The sequence below is a fragment of the Thiobacillus sp. genome, from assembly GCA_024235835.1.
Classification (GTDB): Bacteria; Pseudomonadota; Gammaproteobacteria; order Burkholderiales; family Thiobacillaceae; genus PFJX01.
In genome coordinates, this window is the sequence record JACKLQ010000001.1 from 435843 (window position 1) to 451468 (window position 15626).

At 65.7% G+C, this 15626-nt stretch carries 14 protein-coding genes; 11 read left to right on the plus strand and 3 right to left on the minus strand.

Features of this window, described 5'->3' with window-relative positions:
- The gene (locus tag H6935_02170) at positions 1-459 is read right to left on the minus strand and encodes a hypothetical protein (protein ID MCP5277149.1); all 459 of its coding nucleotides are present in this window, start codon (positions 457-459) and stop codon (positions 1-3) included.
- A 36-nt stretch (positions 460-495) separates the two neighbouring features.
- Positions 496-2298, minus strand: a complete 1803-nt coding sequence (recQ, locus tag H6935_02175; protein MCP5277150.1) for a DNA helicase RecQ — start codon at positions 2296-2298, stop codon at positions 496-498.
- A 241-nt stretch (positions 2299-2539) separates the two neighbouring features.
- On the opposite strand from recQ, the gene H6935_02180 reads away from it, so the two are divergent.
- The 7 genes from H6935_02180 (at position 2540) to H6935_02210 (ending at position 9469) form a co-directional block, all read left to right on the plus strand.
- Complete coding sequence (locus tag H6935_02180; protein MCP5277151.1) at positions 2540-3073, plus strand: hypothetical protein; 534 nt, start codon at positions 2540-2542, stop codon at positions 3071-3073.
- A 194-nt stretch (positions 3074-3267) separates the two neighbouring features.
- Entirely contained in the window at positions 3268-4779 is a 1512-nt protein-coding gene (gene lysS / locus H6935_02185; GenBank protein MCP5277152.1) for a lysine--tRNA ligase, read from the plus strand.
- 41 nt (positions 4780-4820) lie between these two features.
- A complete protein-coding gene (locus H6935_02190; protein MCP5277153.1) occupies positions 4821-5111 on the plus strand; it encodes a nucleotidyltransferase family protein in 291 nt (96 codons plus the stop codon).
- Complete coding sequence (locus tag H6935_02195; GenBank protein MCP5277154.1) at positions 5108-5482, plus strand: DUF86 domain-containing protein; 375 nt, start codon at positions 5108-5110, stop codon at positions 5480-5482. The genes H6935_02190 and H6935_02195 overlap by 4 nt, the downstream gene beginning before the upstream one ends.
- Positions 5479-6384: a MoxR family ATPase gene (locus H6935_02200; GenBank protein ID MCP5277155.1), complete on the plus strand. Its 906-nt coding sequence runs from the start codon at positions 5479-5481 to the stop codon at positions 6382-6384. Before H6935_02195 ends, H6935_02200 begins: the two co-directional genes overlap by 4 nt.
- A 174-nt stretch (positions 6385-6558) precedes the next feature.
- Entirely contained in the window at positions 6559-7509 is a 951-nt protein-coding gene (locus H6935_02205; GenBank protein MCP5277156.1) for a DUF58 domain-containing protein, read from the plus strand.
- Positions 7496-9469, plus strand: coding sequence for a DUF3488 domain-containing transglutaminase family protein (locus H6935_02210; protein ID MCP5277157.1), 1974 nt, complete (start codon positions 7496-7498; stop codon positions 9467-9469). The genes H6935_02205 and H6935_02210 overlap by 14 nt, the downstream gene beginning before the upstream one ends.
- Positions 9470-9490: 21 nt before the next feature.
- Here the strand turns inward: H6935_02210 and H6935_02215 are convergent, their stop codons facing one another.
- Complete coding sequence (locus tag H6935_02215) at positions 9491-9874, minus strand: STAS domain-containing protein (GenBank protein ID MCP5277158.1); 384 nt, start codon at positions 9872-9874, stop codon at positions 9491-9493.
- 167 nt (positions 9875-10041) lie between these two features.
- Between H6935_02215 and H6935_02220 the strand changes: the two genes are divergently transcribed.
- The 4 genes from H6935_02220 to H6935_02235 all read left to right on the plus strand — a co-directional run bounded on the left by H6935_02220 (position 10042) and on the right by H6935_02235 (position 15550).
- Positions 10042-12393, plus strand: a complete 2352-nt coding sequence (locus tag H6935_02220) for a copper-translocating P-type ATPase (protein MCP5277159.1) — start codon at positions 10042-10044, stop codon at positions 12391-12393.
- A gap of 198 nt (positions 12394-12591) precedes the next feature.
- Positions 12592-13200 (plus strand): TetR family transcriptional regulator, encoded by a 609-nt coding sequence (locus H6935_02225; protein MCP5277160.1) that lies wholly within the window; start codon positions 12592-12594, stop codon positions 13198-13200.
- Positions 13197-14348 (plus strand): efflux RND transporter periplasmic adaptor subunit, encoded by a 1152-nt coding sequence (locus tag H6935_02230; protein MCP5277161.1) that lies wholly within the window; start codon positions 13197-13199, stop codon positions 14346-14348. The genes H6935_02225 and H6935_02230 overlap by 4 nt, the downstream gene beginning before the upstream one ends.
- The gene (locus tag H6935_02235) at positions 14345-15550 is read left to right on the plus strand and encodes an ABC transporter permease (protein MCP5277162.1); all 1206 of its coding nucleotides are present in this window, start codon (positions 14345-14347) and stop codon (positions 15548-15550) included. Before H6935_02230 ends, H6935_02235 begins: the two co-directional genes overlap by 4 nt.
- Positions 15551-15626 lie beyond the last annotated feature (76 nt).

Genomic DNA, 15626 nt, shown 5'->3' on the forward strand with positions numbered 1-15626 from the left:
TCAGACCGGTGGCAGGGTCTTGATTCTCAGCAGTTCGGCGATCACCTCATCCTCGCTCCAGTGGCGGGTGATCCAGATGGCCAGGGCAGTGCGGGACAGGTAGCGCCACAGCAGGCCTCTTTGCAAGGCGTGGTCCACCAGATGGCGCTTGGCGATGTAGGCAGCGGCCTGCAGGCCCGGATACTCGTCGCCACAACTGAGGAAGTCCTCGATCTCGGCATCGTTTCTGGAACACCAGATCAGGTGATAGAAGTGCCAGGGAGTGATGGCCTGCATGTAGATGGGCGGCAGTTCATTGCGTGCCACCCACGTTTCTCTGGCCTGGGCTTCGGAGAACACGAGGCCCTCGGGCGGCACCGGCTTTGAATCCATGTTGCGCATGCCCATCCAGTAGGCAGCCCCGGGAAGGGCGGCGAAGAAAGCCGCCAGAAGCAGCACCACGATCAGCAGTTTTTTCATGTTTACCCTCCTTCAGTCCCCTAGAGTGGGCCAAGTCTAGCCCGAACCCTCGTCGTCCAGGACCTGCAGGATGGACGTGCCATAGGCTTCCAGTTTGCGGGCGCCGATGCCGGATATGCCCCCCAGGTCCGCCAGGTGGACGGGGCGCCGCAGGGCGATCTCCCGGAGGGTGGCGTCGTGCAGGATCACATAGGCCGGCACGTCGTGCTCCAGGGCGGTCTGGCGGCGCCAGTCCCGCAGGCGGTCGAACAGGGCGGCGTCCTGGGCTGACAAATCCAGGGCGGCACCGGCTTTGCGTTTCTCCTTGCGTTTCCTGGCCGTGGGTTCCCGCAGCATGACCTGGACTTCCCCCTTGAGCACGGGCCGGGCGGCCTCCGTGAGCTTCAGGGCGCCGTAGGCGTCATGGTCCACATCCACCCACCCTTTCGCGGCCAGTGCGCGGATGACGGCCCGCCAGCGCTTGTCGTCCAGGCCCGTTCCGACGCCGAACACGGACAATTGGTCGTGTCCCCACTGGGCCACCTTGTCCGTGGCCTTGCCCAGCAGCACGTCGATGACGTGGCCGGCGCCGAAGCGCTGGCCGGTGCGGTAGATGGCGGACAGGGCCTTGCGAGCGGCCTCGGTGGCGTCCCACAGGCTGGGGGGCTCCAGGCAGTTGTCGCAGTTGCCGCAGGGTCCGCTGGCTTCGCCGAAGTAATCCAGCAACGCCACCCGGCGGCAGGAGGCGGATTCCACCAGGCCCAGCAGGGCGTTGAGCTTGGCGTGGGCGACGCGCTTGTGGGCCTCTTCGGATTCCGACTCTTCTATAAACCGGCGTTGGGTGGCCACGTCCTGGAGGCCCCAGGCCATCCAGGCCTCCGCCGGCAGGCCGTCCCGCCCGGCCCGGCCCGTCTCCTGGTAGTAGCCTTCCATGGACCGGGGCAGGTCCAGGTGGGCCACGAAGCGCACGTCCGGCTTGTCGATGCCCATGCCGAAGGCAATGGTGGCCACCATGACGATGCCGTCCTCCCGGAGGAAGCGTTCCTGATGGATGCGGCGGGTGTCGGCATTCAGGCCCGCGTGGTAGGGCAAGGCCCTGAAACCCTCCCCCGCCAGCCAGGCGGCGGTCTCCTCCACCTTGTTGCGGGTGGCGCAGTAGACGATGCCCGCCTCCCCCTGGTGGCCGTCCTTGAGGAAGGCCAGGAGCTGGCGCCGGGTGTCCGCCTTTTCGACGATGGTGTAGCGGATGTTGGGCCGGTCGAAGCTGGCCACGAAGGTCCGGGCGGCCTCCAGCTCCAGGCGCTGGATGATCTCCTTGCGGGTCTGCTCGTCGGCGGTGGCGGTGAGGGCAATACGGGGAATGCCGGGAAATCGCTCGTGCAGCACGGACAGGCCCAGGTATTCCGGGCGGAAGTCGTGGCCCCACTGGGACACGCAATGGGCCTCGTCGATGGCGAAAAGCCCCACCTTGGCGCGTGTCAGCAGATCCAGCATGCGGGGCATGAGCAGGCGTTCCGGCGCCACGTAGAGCAGCTTCAGCCGCCCGGCCAGGAAGTCCCGCTCCACCTCGGCCGCCCCCGCTCCGCTCAGGCTGGAATTGAGAAAGGCGGCGGCCACCCCCGCCTCCGTCAGGGCCGCCACCTGGTCGTGCATGAGGGCGATGAGGGGTGACACCACCACGCCGCAGCCCTCCCGCAGCAGGGCGGGCAACTGGTAGCACAGGGACTTGCCGCCCCCCGTGGGCATGAGCACCAGGGCGTCCCCGCCCCCGGCCACCCGGTCGATGATGGCCTGTTGCTGGCCACGGAAGGCCGGGTAGCCGAAGACAAGCTGAAGAATTTCTAGAGGGGTGGAAGGCACGGATATCGGGGCGAAATGCGGTTAGGGTGGGCTTAAGGTGGGCTTGGGGCGGAATTTCCATTGTTTCACGCACAGCCTGCAAGGCCAGGGGCATGTGGGCGGATTATCGAGTATTGTTGCGGCCGATCCGGCGCCTTGCATGAATCATGTCCCTGCCAACGGCTCGGGAAGACGTCATTTTTCGCGGGGATCACTCATCTTTTCAAGTCACCATGAACCCTTATTTTGTCTTGGAGGCAACATGCAGGTCCGCAACACACTAGTCAGCGTCTTGTTCGCAAATGCGCTCTGGATCGGGGCAGCCGTGGCACAGGACACCCCTGCCCAGAGCGTGGCGCAGGATATCCGCGTCGTCGAAGCCCTGAAAAAAGCCGGGGCCGTAAAGTGCGCAAAGGCCAAAACCGAATTGCTCAATTTCCTCTACAAGGACGACGAGTACGCCTATCTGAACCAGTGGCACCAGAGCGCTCCGGAGAAGCATGGCACGCTGACTACCATTGCCAAGACCTATTCCGACGGCACGGTCATGGTGACCTTGGTGGGCGCACCGACCCCCGGGGGATGCGATGTCAGTTTCGCCCAGACATTCTCCACAGCGATGGCATGCACGGCCCTGCGCGAAACCTCCTTCAAGGATTGGGTGCATGCCGGTCAGATCGGCGGCGCGACCCTGTATGAGGAAAAGGAAGCAACCACCCTCTCCGTTGCGCTTTCTTCCCAGCCCAATGGCTGCCTCGTGGTGAAATCAGGCATCTTCTTCTTCCCGGAAGAGTAACGCCCGGCCAAAGACCATCAGTCCCGCTGGGCACCACCCGCGGGGTGGATGACTTCATGGCAGTCCAGGCGGTGTTCGCAAGAGGGCGCCATCCCTGGCGTCAGGCCTTCAAAAGGAAGGAGGAATGCATCCCGGACGGGTAAAATTGTGTTCCTCACCCATTCAACTGACTGACTTCCTTTCCTTTTTTCATCATGTCCGAACAAGCCCCCGCTCCCGCCCCAGCCCAAGACGAGAATCAGATCATCACCGAGCGCCGGGAGAAGTTGGCCAACCTTCGCCAGGCCGGCGTGGCCTTCCCCAACGACTTCAAGCGGGAGCATTACGCCGCCGACCTCCACGCCGCCCACGGCGACAAGACCAAGGAGGAACTGGAGGCCGCCGGCATCCCCGTGGTGATGGCCGGGCGCATGATGCTGAAGCGGGTGATGGGCAAGGCCAGCTTCGCCACCCTCCAGGACATGAGTGGCCGCCTGCAGATCTACGTGTCCAACGACGTCACCGGCCTGGACGCCCACGACGCCTTCAAGCATTGGGACCTGGGGGACATCCTGGGCGTGGCCGGCACCCTGTTCAAGACGGGCAAGGGGGAGCTGACCATCAACGCCAGCAGCATCCGCCTGCTCACCAAGGCCCTGCGCCCCCTGCCAGAGAAGTTCCACGGCCTCTCCGACCAGGAGCAGAAATACCGCCAGCGTTACCTGGACCTGATCACCAACGAGGTGGCGCGGGAGACCTTCGTGCGCCGCTCCAGGATCGTGCAGGGCATCCGCAACTTCATGAGCGGCCATGGCTTCCTGGAGGTGGAGACCCCCATGATGCACCCCATCCCCGGGGGCGCCTCGGCCAAGCCCTTCACCACCCACCACAACGCCCTGGACATGGAGCTGTTCCTGCGCATCGCGCCGGAGCTGTACCTGAAGCGCCTGGTGGTGGGCGGGCTGGAGAAAGTGTTCGAGATCAACCGCAACTTCCGCAATGAAGGCCTCTCCACCCGGCACAATCCGGAATTCACCATGATGGAGTTTTACGAGGCCTACCGGGACTACAAGTACCTGATGGACTTCGTGGAAGAGCTGCTGCGCACCGTGGCCGTTGAGGTCACCGGCCACGCCGTGGTTCCCTACCAGGGCCACCACATCGACCTGGCCCACCGCTTCGCCCGCCTCACCGCCGTGGAGGCCACCCGGCTGTACAACGAGGACCTGCGGGATGCGCCTTTGGACGACATCGACTTCGTGCGCGCCGAACTGGAGCGTCGCAAGATTTCGTACCACAAGCACGACGGCCTGGGCGGCCTGCAACTGACCCTGTTCGAGGAAACCACCGAGCACCAGCTCATCCAGCCCACCTACATCGTGGACTACCCGGTGGAGACCTCGCCCCTGGCCCGGGGCAGCGACATCCAGCCGGGCATCACCGAACGCTTCGAGCTCTACATCGCCGGCCGGGAGGTAGCCAACGGCTTCTCCGAGCTCAACGACCCGGAGGACCAGGCCGCCCGCTTCCAGGCCCAGGTGGCGGCCAAGGAGGCCGGCGACGAGGAGGCCATGTTCTACGACGCCGACTACATCCGCGCCCTGGAGCACGGCCTGCCCCCCACCGGCGGCTGCGGCATCGGCATCGACCGCTACGTCATGCTGCTGACCGATGCGGCCAGCATCCGCGACGTGATCCTGTTCCCGCAACTGCGGCGGGAGGATTGAGCGGTAACATATTTACCTACTGTTGCTTCCCGCTGAGCGTCATGAGACCCACCGATGCACTCCTCCAGCACCGAGAAAGCATTCGCCGCATCGTCCTGGAGCACCATGCCCGGAACCCGCGGATTTTTGGCTCGGTCCTGCATGGCTCCGACACGGAGGACAGCGACCTCGATATTCTGGTGGACGACACCCCGGAAACATCCCTGCTGGATCTAGCCTGCATTGAGCGCCAATTGAGCGCCCTGCTGGGCATTACCGTGGACGTACGCACACCGCCTGACCTACCCAAACGGTTCCGGGAACAAGTGCTCGCCGAGGCCAAACCCCTATGAACGAAAAGCATCTGCGCGCGGCTGACTATCTAGGCCACATGCTTGATGCCATTCAGCAAATCCTGAATTACACAGCCGGCTTGGATGAGCCGACCTATTTGTCGGTACGGCTCATCCAGGACGCCGTTGTGCGCAACATCGAAATCCTGGGCGAGGCCGCCAGGAATGTTCGTACGCATGCACCGAACGTTGCCGATGCGCACCCAGAAGTGCCATGGCAGGATATCTACGGCATGCGCAACCGTTTGGCACATGGTTACTTTGACGTCAACCAACATGCGGTCTGGCAAGTTGTTGTGCGGGAACTTCCTGTCCTTGAGCCAAGGCTGAAGGCCATTTTCGATGAGTTAAGCTCACCCTCAGCCTCGTGATCCATCCCTTACACAAAGTCCTCGAACAAATCAACGGCGTGGTCCTGGGCAAGACCCACCAGACCCGCCTGGCCCTCACCTGCCTGCTGGCGGGGGGCCACCTCCTCATCGAGGATCTGCCGGGCGTGGGCAAGACCACCCTGGCCCATGCCCTGGCCCAGACCCTGGGCCTGGAGTTCAAGCGTATCCAGTTCACCAGCGACCTGCTGCCGGCAGACGTGCTGGGCTATTCCGTGTTCGACAGGGAAAAAGGCGGCTTCACCTTCCACCCGGGCCCCGTGTTCAGCCAAGTGGTCCTGGCGGACGAGATCAACCGGGCCACGCCCAAGGCCCAGAGCGCCCTGCTGGAAGCCATGGAGGAAGGCCAGGTGACCCTGGAGGGCGTGACACGTGCCCTGCCCGCCCCCTTCTTCGTCATTGCCACCCAGAACCCCTTCACCCAGACGGGGGTTTATCCCCTGCCCGAATCCCAGCTGGACCGCTTCCTCATGCGCCTGACCCTGGGCTATCCGGACGCCTCCGCCGAGCGGGCCCTGCTGGCAGGCAGTGCCCGGCCCGTGAAGCAATGCGGCGCCCTGGTCTCCCCTGATGATCTGGCCCGGGCCCGGCAGGCCATCGCCACCGTGCGCATCGCCGACCCCTTGATCGACTACCTCCAGGCCCTCACGGAATACAGCCGCTCCGGCGGCCGTTTCGTGCATGGCCTGTCACCCCGGGCCGTGCTGGGACTGGCCCATGCGGCCCGGGCCTGGGCCTGGCTGGAGGGCCGGGACTTCGTGATTCCCGACGACGTCCAGGCCGTGTTTCCGTCCGTGGCAGGGCATCGTCTGCTGGATGCGGAAGGTGGCATGCAGGGCGACCAGTGCGCGGCCAAGGTGCTGGGGGCCGTTTCCATACCCTGAGCCATGCCCCTGAAGCCACATGCGGCGATCCCCCCCTTCGGAAAAGGGGGGCAAGGGGGATTGAAGACGCCGGGTCTGGATGACTTGCCTGGAACCTCCCCCGCCCCTCCTTTTACGAAGGGGGATGTGACTTCTCCCCGGGGCCTTTTTTTCCTGCCCCTGCGCAACCCCCTGATGCGCCGCCTTTTCCGGTTGCGTCCCGTGGAACCCCTGCCCTTCACCCTGGTGGCCCGGCGCATCTACATCCTGCCTACCCGCCAGGGCCTGGTCTTCAGCCTGCTGCTGCTGGGCATGCTCCTGGGATCCATGAACTACGGCCTGTCCATGGGGTTCCTGTTCACCTTCCTGCTGGCAGGCATGGTGCTGTCTGCCCTGTTCGCAACCTGGCGCGTCCTGCTGGGCCTCACCCTCGAGGGCATCGACGCCGAGCCTGCCTTTGCCGGCGATCCCGTGGTTTTCACCCTGCGCCTGCGGGCTGCCGATGGGTCGGTTCCACCTGGCATCCTGCTGGAGTCCGAGGGCACCCAGGCCGGTGTGGAAGCGGACCTGGCAGGTGGCGCCAAGACATGCCTGAACCTGCCGACCCGGGAACGGGGCCGTCGGGTGCTGGGTCCGTGTCGCCTGTTCACCGAAGCGCCCCTGGGCCTGTTCCGGGCCTGGTGCGTGTTCGCCCCGGCTGCCGTGGCCCTGGTCTGGCCCAGGCCGGCGCCCTGGAGCAAGCCCTTGCCCACGGGCGGTGGCGCGGGGGAGGACGAATCCCTGGGCAGTCAGCGGGGCACGGACGACTTCGATGGCCTGACGACCTACCGTCCCGGCGAGAGCCCGTCACGCCTGGTCTGGAAGAGCCTGGGCCGGCTGCCAGAACCCCTGGTGAAGACCTTTGTCTCGCCCCAGAGTGACGTGGTCTGGCTGGATTGGAGCCAACTCTCCGGCCTGGATCCAGAGACCCGGCTGAGCCAGCTTGCCCGCTGGGTGCTGGACGCGGACCGCCTGAGCGTGAGCTACGGCCTGCAATTGCCCGGCGTCCGCATCCCCCCCGCCAGCGGGCCCACCCAGCGGGTGCGCTGCCTCAACGCCCTGGCCCTGCAGGGCATGGCCGCGGGAGAAGACCATGCGTCGCCCTGAGCTGAAGCTGGAGCCATGGGGTGCCACCCTGTGGCTGTTGCCGCCCCTTTTGGCCCTCCTGCCCCACCTGCAATACCTGCCCCTCTGGCTGGGCGGGGCCTGCCTGGGGGCCTGGGCTTGGCGCCTGGCCATCGCCATACAGGACAAGCCCCTTCCCCCCCGGCTCCTGCGTGGATTGCTGGCCCTGGCTGGGCTGGCCGCCGTGTTCTGGGAATACAAAAGCATCGTCGGCCAGCGGGCTGGGGTGCCCCTCTTCATCCTGCTGCTGTTCGTGAAGCTTCTTGAAAGCAGCACCCTGGCGGAAAAACGGCTGTTGCTCATCCTCACCCAGTTCGCAGCCATGAGCTATTTCCTCACGGACCAGTCCATCCTGATGACGGTCTATCTGCTGGTAGTGTCGGTGGTGGGCATCGCCGTCATGGCCCACCTGCAGAGTGGCGGCGGGCTGCTGCCGGCCCTGGCCCTGCGCCGTGCTTTCCTGCTCTTTGCCGGCGGCGTTCCCCTGGCCCTCATGCTGTTCGTGTTCTTCCCGCGCCTGGACCGTCCCCTGTGGAGCCTGCCCACGGAGAGTCAAAGTGGCAGCACGGGCCTGTCGGAAAACATGGCCCCCGGCGATATCGCCAATCTCATCCAGTCCGGCGAGACCGCCTTCCGGGCCCGGTTTTCGGGCACCCGGCCCGACCCAAATGGCCTGTACTGGCGCGGCATCGTGCTGCGGGAGTTCGACGGCCGGACCTGGCACGTCGGGACGCCGGATCGACCCTTCCTGGGCTTGCTGGAGATCAGAAGCAAGCCCTGGACGCTGGACCTGACCCTGGAGCCCCACCAGCGTCGCTGGCTGTTCACGCCGGGGGTGCCCGACCCCCTGCCCCAGGAAACCGCCCTCACGGAGAGTTTCCAGTGGCAGGCCCGGGACCGGGTGAGCCAGCGCAAGCGCTGGTCCGTGCGCGTGTTCCCCGATTACCGTCACCTGGATCCGCCCGGCGATCTGGCCCGGGCCCTGGTCCTGCCCGAGGGGTTCAATCCCCGAGCCATTGCCCTGGCACGATCCTGGCGGGACGAGGACCCTCGCCCCCAGGCCCTGGTGCGCAAGGCCATGGACATGTATGCAGCCTCGTTCATCTATACCCTGCAGCCGCCGCTGCTTGGCCTGCATAGCGTGGATGACTTCCTGTTCGGCTCCAAACGAGGATTTTGCGAGCACTATGCCGGCAGTTTCGTGTTCCTCATGCGGGCCGCCGGTGTCCCCGCCCGGGTGGTGACCGGCTACCTGGGCGGCGAGATCAATCCCCTGGACGGCCACATCGTGGTGCGCCAGTCCGACGCCCATGCCTGGGCAGAGGTCTGGATGGGGCCGGAGCTGGGCTGGGTGCGGGCGGATCCCACGGCCAGCATTTCCCCTGCCCGGGTGGAACGGGGCATCGGCGCAGCCCTGCCCGCGGCGGAACTCCCCCCTGCCCTGGCCCGACTGTCCCTGCCCGTGTTGCAGGGGATGAGACACGCCTGGGAGATGCTCAACAACCGCTGGGACCAGTGGGTGCTGGGCTACGGCCAGGACCAGCAACTGCAACTGCTGGCCAGGCTGTCGCCCGCCCTGGCCTCCGTGCGCTGGCTGGCGTCCGCCGCCATCCTGGCCGGCCTGCTGGGCCTGGCCCTGCTGGCCTGGTTCTTCTGGCATGAAAGCAGGAAATCCCCCCGGGACAGGGCGGCCCTGGCATGGCATGGGCTGGAGCGGCGGTTGGCGGCCATCGGCCTGGCTCCGTTGGCGGGAGAGGGACCCCGGCATTACATGCTGCGCGTGGGCTCGGCCCGCCCGGAACTGGCCGGGGAAGTGGAAGCCATAACAAGGCTATACCTGGCTGCTCGTTACGACGGCAGGGTTGAGAACCTGGAAGAACTGGTGGGACGGGTAGCCCGGTTCAAGCCCGGCAGGCCGCATGACCGCCACGTCACCAGCTAGAGGCAGGACTCAGGTTGCCGTTCAGGGTGCTGACTTGGCAGATGCCCGGAGGGACGGGCTTGAATCGGACAGGGAGAGTGAATGCTTGAGCTGCCCTGTAGGCACGATATCGAACAGCCGTTCCAGGCGGGCGATGTGCAGCAAGGCCCAGATGCGTTCGTCACCGCAGCGGATGATGGAACGAATCCGGCTGTTCATGCGTTCCGCCACCAGAAGCATGGCCCCCAGGCCCGATGACTCCAGGTGGTCCACCGACGATAAATCGAAGATGACCCGTGTCTTGCCGGAACAGGGGCTTTTCTTGGCTTCAGCCAGGAACGCCCGCGCGACCTCAAACCCGAAGCACCCTTCGAGGGTCAGACACCATTCCTCGACGCCGTTGTCATCCTTTCGCGAGAACTGCATTGTCAATCGGTCTCCTCCGGTTAAACCCCACTTAAATCATCGACTATTGAAACTGTTACTTTAGTGTTAAATCTTAAAACTTTCGTACTACCAAGCCAATGACGACCATCAAGCCATTGCCAGGACTGCCCGCCCGGCGCGCCCACCTGGAATTGCCCATCCGGGGCATGACCTGCGCGGCCTGCTCCAGCCGGCTGGAAAACAATCTGAACCGCCTGGAGAGCGTGGAAGCCAGCGTCAACCTGGCCACGGAGCAGGCCCGGGTGGCCTACGACCCGGCCAGCACGAGTCCCGAGACCATCCTGGCCCAGGTAAAGAAGACCGGCTTCTCCGTGCCGGATCAGAGCCTGGATATGCAGATCACCGGCATGACTTGCGCTGCCTGTGCCAGCCGGGTCGAAGCCGCCCTGAACAAGCTGGAGGGCGTGGATGCCCGCCTCAACCTGTCCAGCGAGCGGGCCCGGGTGCGCTACACCCCGGGACTGGCCAGCCCGGAATCACTTATCCGGGCTGTGGAGAAGTCCGGCTACGGCGCCATCCCCATCACCGAGGCCAGCCGCAACGAGGAAAAAGCCCGCAAGGAAGCGGAATACACGCGCGAGGTGCGCATCTTCACCTTCTCCGCCCTCCTCACCCTGCCTCTCCTGGCCCAGATGGTGGACATGTTCTCCGGCCACGCCACCAGCATGTGGCTGCCGGGCTGGACACAATTGCTGCTGGCCACGCCGGTGCAGTTCTGGGCCGGCTGGCGCTTCTATGCCGGCGCCTGGCACAGCCTGCGGGGCGGGGGCGCAAACATGGACGTGCTGGTGTCCCTGGGCACCAGTGCCGCCTATTTCTTCAGCCTGGCCACCCTGTTCCTCGACCCCACAGGACATCTTTACTTCGAGGCCAGCGCCGCCGTGGTGACCCTGGTACGCCTGGGCAAGCTGCTGGAAGCCCGGGCCAAGGCCCGCACCTCCGAGGCCATCGAACAGCTCCTGTCCCTGGCCCCCCGTACGGCCCGAGTGGAACGCAACGGCGAGACTCTGGACGTTGACGCGGCCTCCCTGAAGCCCGGCGACATGGTGGTGGTGCGGGCCGGGGAGCGCATTCCCGTGGACGGCGATGTGGTGGAAGGTCATTCCGGCGTTGACGAGAGCCTGCTCACGGGCGAGAGCCTGCCTTTGGCGAAGGCGCCGGGCCAACAGGCCTACGCCGGCACCCAGAACCTGGACGGCCTGCTGAAGATCAGGGCCTTGGGGGTGGGCAGCCATACCCAGCTCATGGAGATCGTGCGTCTCACCGAGGCAGCCCAGGGATCCAAGGCCCCCATCCAGAAACTGGCGGATCGCATCTCGGGCGTGTTCGTGCCCGTGGTCATCTCCATCGCCGCCCTCACCTTCCTGGCCTGGTGGTTCATCACCGGCGACTTCACCCAGAGCTTCATCCCCGCCGTGGCGGTGCTGGTCATCGCCTGCCCCTGCGCCCTGGGCCTGGCCACCCCCACGGCCGTCATGGTGGGCCTGGGCCGGGGTACCCAATTGGGCATCCTGGTGCGTTCCGCCGAGGCCCTGGAGCGGGCGGAAAAACTCTCTGTGCTGGCCGTGGACAAGACCGGCACCCTCACCGAAGGCCGCATGGCCCTGGTGGCCCTCTCCCCCGCCCCAGGCGTGGAAGAAAACCGGCTGCTGAGCCTGGCCGCCAGCCTGGAACAGGGCAGCAGCCACCCCCTGGCCCAGGCCCTGCTGGCCACTGCCAAGGAGAAGAGCCTGGTCCTGGAGGCCGTGGCCGAGTTCGAGAACGTCAGCGGCCACGGTGTGCGGGGTAGTCTGGAGGGCCATCGGTTGCTGCTGGGCTCAGCCGAGTTTCTGGTCACCGAGGGCATCGCCGGCATCGAGGGCCTTCCCGCCGAACTGGCTAGCAAGGGTACCGTGGTGGGTCTGGCCTGGACGCCCATCGAGCAGGCCGGCGGCCAGCTGCTGGGCTGGCTGGTGCTGGCCGACCGCCTGCGCGCCACGTCCCGGGCCGCGGTGGAACGCCTGGCCCGTGAGGGCGTTCAAGCCATCATGCTCACCGGCGACCAGGAGGCCACCGCCGCCGCCATCGCCCGGGAAGCCGGCATGACGGAATGGCGCGCCCGGGTGAAGCCCCAGGACAAGGCCGCCGCCGTGGCCACCCTGAAGGCGGAAGGCCAGATTGTGGGCATGGCCGGCGACGGCGTGAACGACGCCCCCGCCCTGGCCAGCGCCGACGTGAGCTTCGGCATGGCCTCCGGCTCGGACATCGCCCTGGAGGCGGCGGACATCACCCTCATGCGCTCGGACCTGAACAGCGTGGCTGACGCGGTGGAACTGTCCCGGGCGGTCATGGCCAAGATCCGCCAGAACCTGTTCTTCGCCTTCTTCTACAACGTGCTGGCCTTGCCCCTGGCCGCCCTGGGCATGCTCAACCCGGTGATCGCCGGCGCTGCCATGGCCCTGTCTTCGGTGTCGGTGGTGAGCAACTCCTTGCTGCTCAAGCGGTGGCGGCCGAAGTGATCTTGTGCTTACGCCGTTGCTTTCAAACAAGGCCGAAATGTTTCAGTGCAAGTTATCAATCCTCTGCTTTCCTTGCATTCATTCGAGCAGAAACTACATCACATCCAAGCATTTGGCGTTGAGTTAACCCAACAAAGTCTTGACAAGGTTTGAGCGATGCATAAGATAGTAACCAGTTACTTATTTAATTCTCATGTCATGGCTATCCACCCAAAGCATCTCCCTGCGGAAGAACGACGCGCCGTCACTGTCGAAGCCGTGGTGGAACTGGCTGCACAACAGAACCCGAGCGAGATCACGACAGCCGCCATCGCCAAGCACATGGGCGTCACCCAGGGGGCCCTGTTCAAGCACTTTTCCAGCAAGGACGCCATCCTGCAGGCGGTTATGGAGTGGGTGGCCGAACGGCTACTGTCCCGCATGGAAAAGGCTGCCCATTCGGCTTCTTCGCCGATCACGGCCATTGAGGCAATGTTCCTGGCGAACGTCGAGTTCGTCACGGAGCATCCGGGCGTTCCGCGCATGCTTTTCGGCGAGCTTCAGCGTGCCCAGCAAACAGCGCCCAAACGCATGGCACAGACCCTGATCCGGAGATATGGCGAGCGTCTCCATCAGTTGATCGAGGAGGGCAAGGAAGCGGGAGAACTGTCGGCCACACTGGATACCGAGGCCGCCGCCACTCTCCTGATCGGCATGGTCCAGGGCTTGGTCATGCAATCGCTGCTGGCCGATGATGTCCAGCGCATACGCCGTGATGCACCGCAGCTATTCGCGATCTATCAGCGCGGCATCGGGAGCTCGAAATGAACATACAGCCAATGCAACGCCGAACCCTGGCGCTGGTCGCCGTGATCGTTCCGCTCCTGGCGCTGCTGATCTATGTTGCCATGCGATCCGGTCCACTGGCGCCGGTGGCGGTAACCGAGGCCCAGGTGATATCGCGCGCGCTCACCCCCGCCCTGTTCGGCATCGGCACGGTGGAGGCGCGCTACACGTACAAGATCGGGCCTACCCTCGCCGGGCGCTTGAAACGGCTGGAGGTCCACGTCGGCGACCGGGTCAGGGCCGGCCAAGTTCTGGGCGAGATGGATCCGGTCGATCTCGATGACCGGATTCGCTCCCAGGAAGCGGCCAGCAAACGGATCGAGGCGGCCATCGGCGAAGCGACGGCCCGGTTCACCTACGCGAAAACCCAGGCGGCGCGCTACGAGCAGTTGCTCGCCGTCCGCGCCACCAGCGAGGAAATCCTGCTGGGCAAGCGCCAGGAGATGCAGATTGCCGAATCGGTCCTGGCGGCAGCGCGGGAAGACCTGGTCCGGGCCCGTTCCGACCTCCAGGCCCTGCGCGCCCAGCGCGGCAATCTGAATCTGTTGGCGCCCGTGGCCGGTATCGTCACATTGCGCGACGCCGATCCGGGCACGACCCTGGTGGCGGGCCAGGCCGTGGTGGAACTGATCGACCCCGACAGCTTGTGGATCAACGTGCGCTTTGACCAGATCAGCGCGGCGGGGCTGGCAACTGGCCTGCCCGCGCGCGTCGCCCTGCGCTCCAGCAACGGCGCGGCTCTCAAGGGCCGGGTGCTGCGCCTGGAGCCCATGGCGGACGCCGTCACCGAGGAAATCCTGGCCAAGGTGGTCTTCGACAAGGTGCCCACGCCCCTGCCGCCCATAGGCGAACTGGCCGAGGTGACCGTCGATTTGCCCGCGCTGGCCGAGATGCCCGTGATCCCCAACGCCGCCGTGCAGCGCCAGGGCGATCGGTCGGGCGTATGGCGGGTCAAGGACGGCGAACTGGACTTCGTTCCCGTCCGGCTGGGGCGCTCCGATCTGGATGGCCGGATGCAGGTCGTCGAAGGCCTCAAGGCCGGCGACCGGATCGTGGTCTACAGCGAGAAGACCCTCGGCCCGAAGAGCCGCATCCGCGTGGTGGAAAGCATCCCCGGAGCCGGCAAGTGATCAGCCTGGCCGGGCGCGACATCCTCCACGCCTGGGGCAAGTTCGTCTTCACCGGCGTGGGACTGGGCCTGCTCATCGGCGTGACCCTGGTAATGGCCGGCGTCTACCGGGGCATGGTGGACGACGGCAAGGCGCTGCTGGACAACAGCGGCGCCGACCTCTGGGTGGTGCAGCGGGATACCCTGGGCCCCTACGCCGAATCCTCCAGCCTCAACGACGACCTGTACCGCGCCATCCTGGCCATGCCCGGTGTCGCCGGGGCCGCCAACGTCACCTATCTGACCATGCAGGTGCGGCAAGGCGAACGCGACGTGCGCGCCATGGTGGTGGGCACCGCCGCCGGCGCGCCGACGGGTACGCCCGGCACGCCGCCCTACCTGGTGGCGGGGCGCCAGATTACCCGGGGGCATTACGAGGCGGTGGCCGACCTGGCCACCGGCTTCCGGCTCGGCGATACGATAAAAATCCGCCGCAACCAGTACACCGTGGTGGGGCTCACCCGCCGCATGGTCTCCTCCAGCGGCGACCCCATGGTGTTCGTCCCCCTCAAGGACGCCCAGGAGGCCCAGTTCCTCAAGGACAACGACGCCATCTGGCAAAGCCGCCGCCGCACCGGCGAGAACCCGGCCTTCAACAGGCCCGGCGCGTCGGGCGTGTTGGATGCCGTGATCGCTTCCCAGTCCAGCAACAACTTCGTCAACGCCATCCTTGTGCGTCTCGAACCGGGCGCCGATCCCGACGAGACGGCCCGGACCATCCACCGCTGGAAGCGGCTTACGGTGTACACCCGCGCCCAGATGGAGGACATCCTGGTCGGCAAGCTGATCGCCACCTCGTCCAGGCAGATCGGCATGTTCCTGGTCATCCTGGCCGTCGTCAGCGCCGCCATTGTCGCCTTCATCATCTACACCCTGACCATGGACAAGATCCGCGAGATCGCGGTGCTGAAACTCATCGGCACACGCAACCGCACCATCGCCGCCATGATCATGCAGCAGGCGCTGGCCCTTGGCGCCATCGGCTTCGCGGTGGGCAAGATCACCGCCACCTTCGCCGCGCCCCTGTTCCCCAAGTATGTGCTGCTGGTGCCCATGGATTCCATCGCCGGCTTCTTCGCCGTAATGGTGATCTGCGCCCTGGCCAGCGTCGTCGCCATCCGCATGGCACTGCGGGTTGACCCGGCGGAAGCGATCGGAGGCTGAAATGAAACGACCCCCTGACTCGCTGTGCTGGTTTCCCCCGAGGGGAAGTCAGTTCCTTCAGACGGCCGCGCGGAAC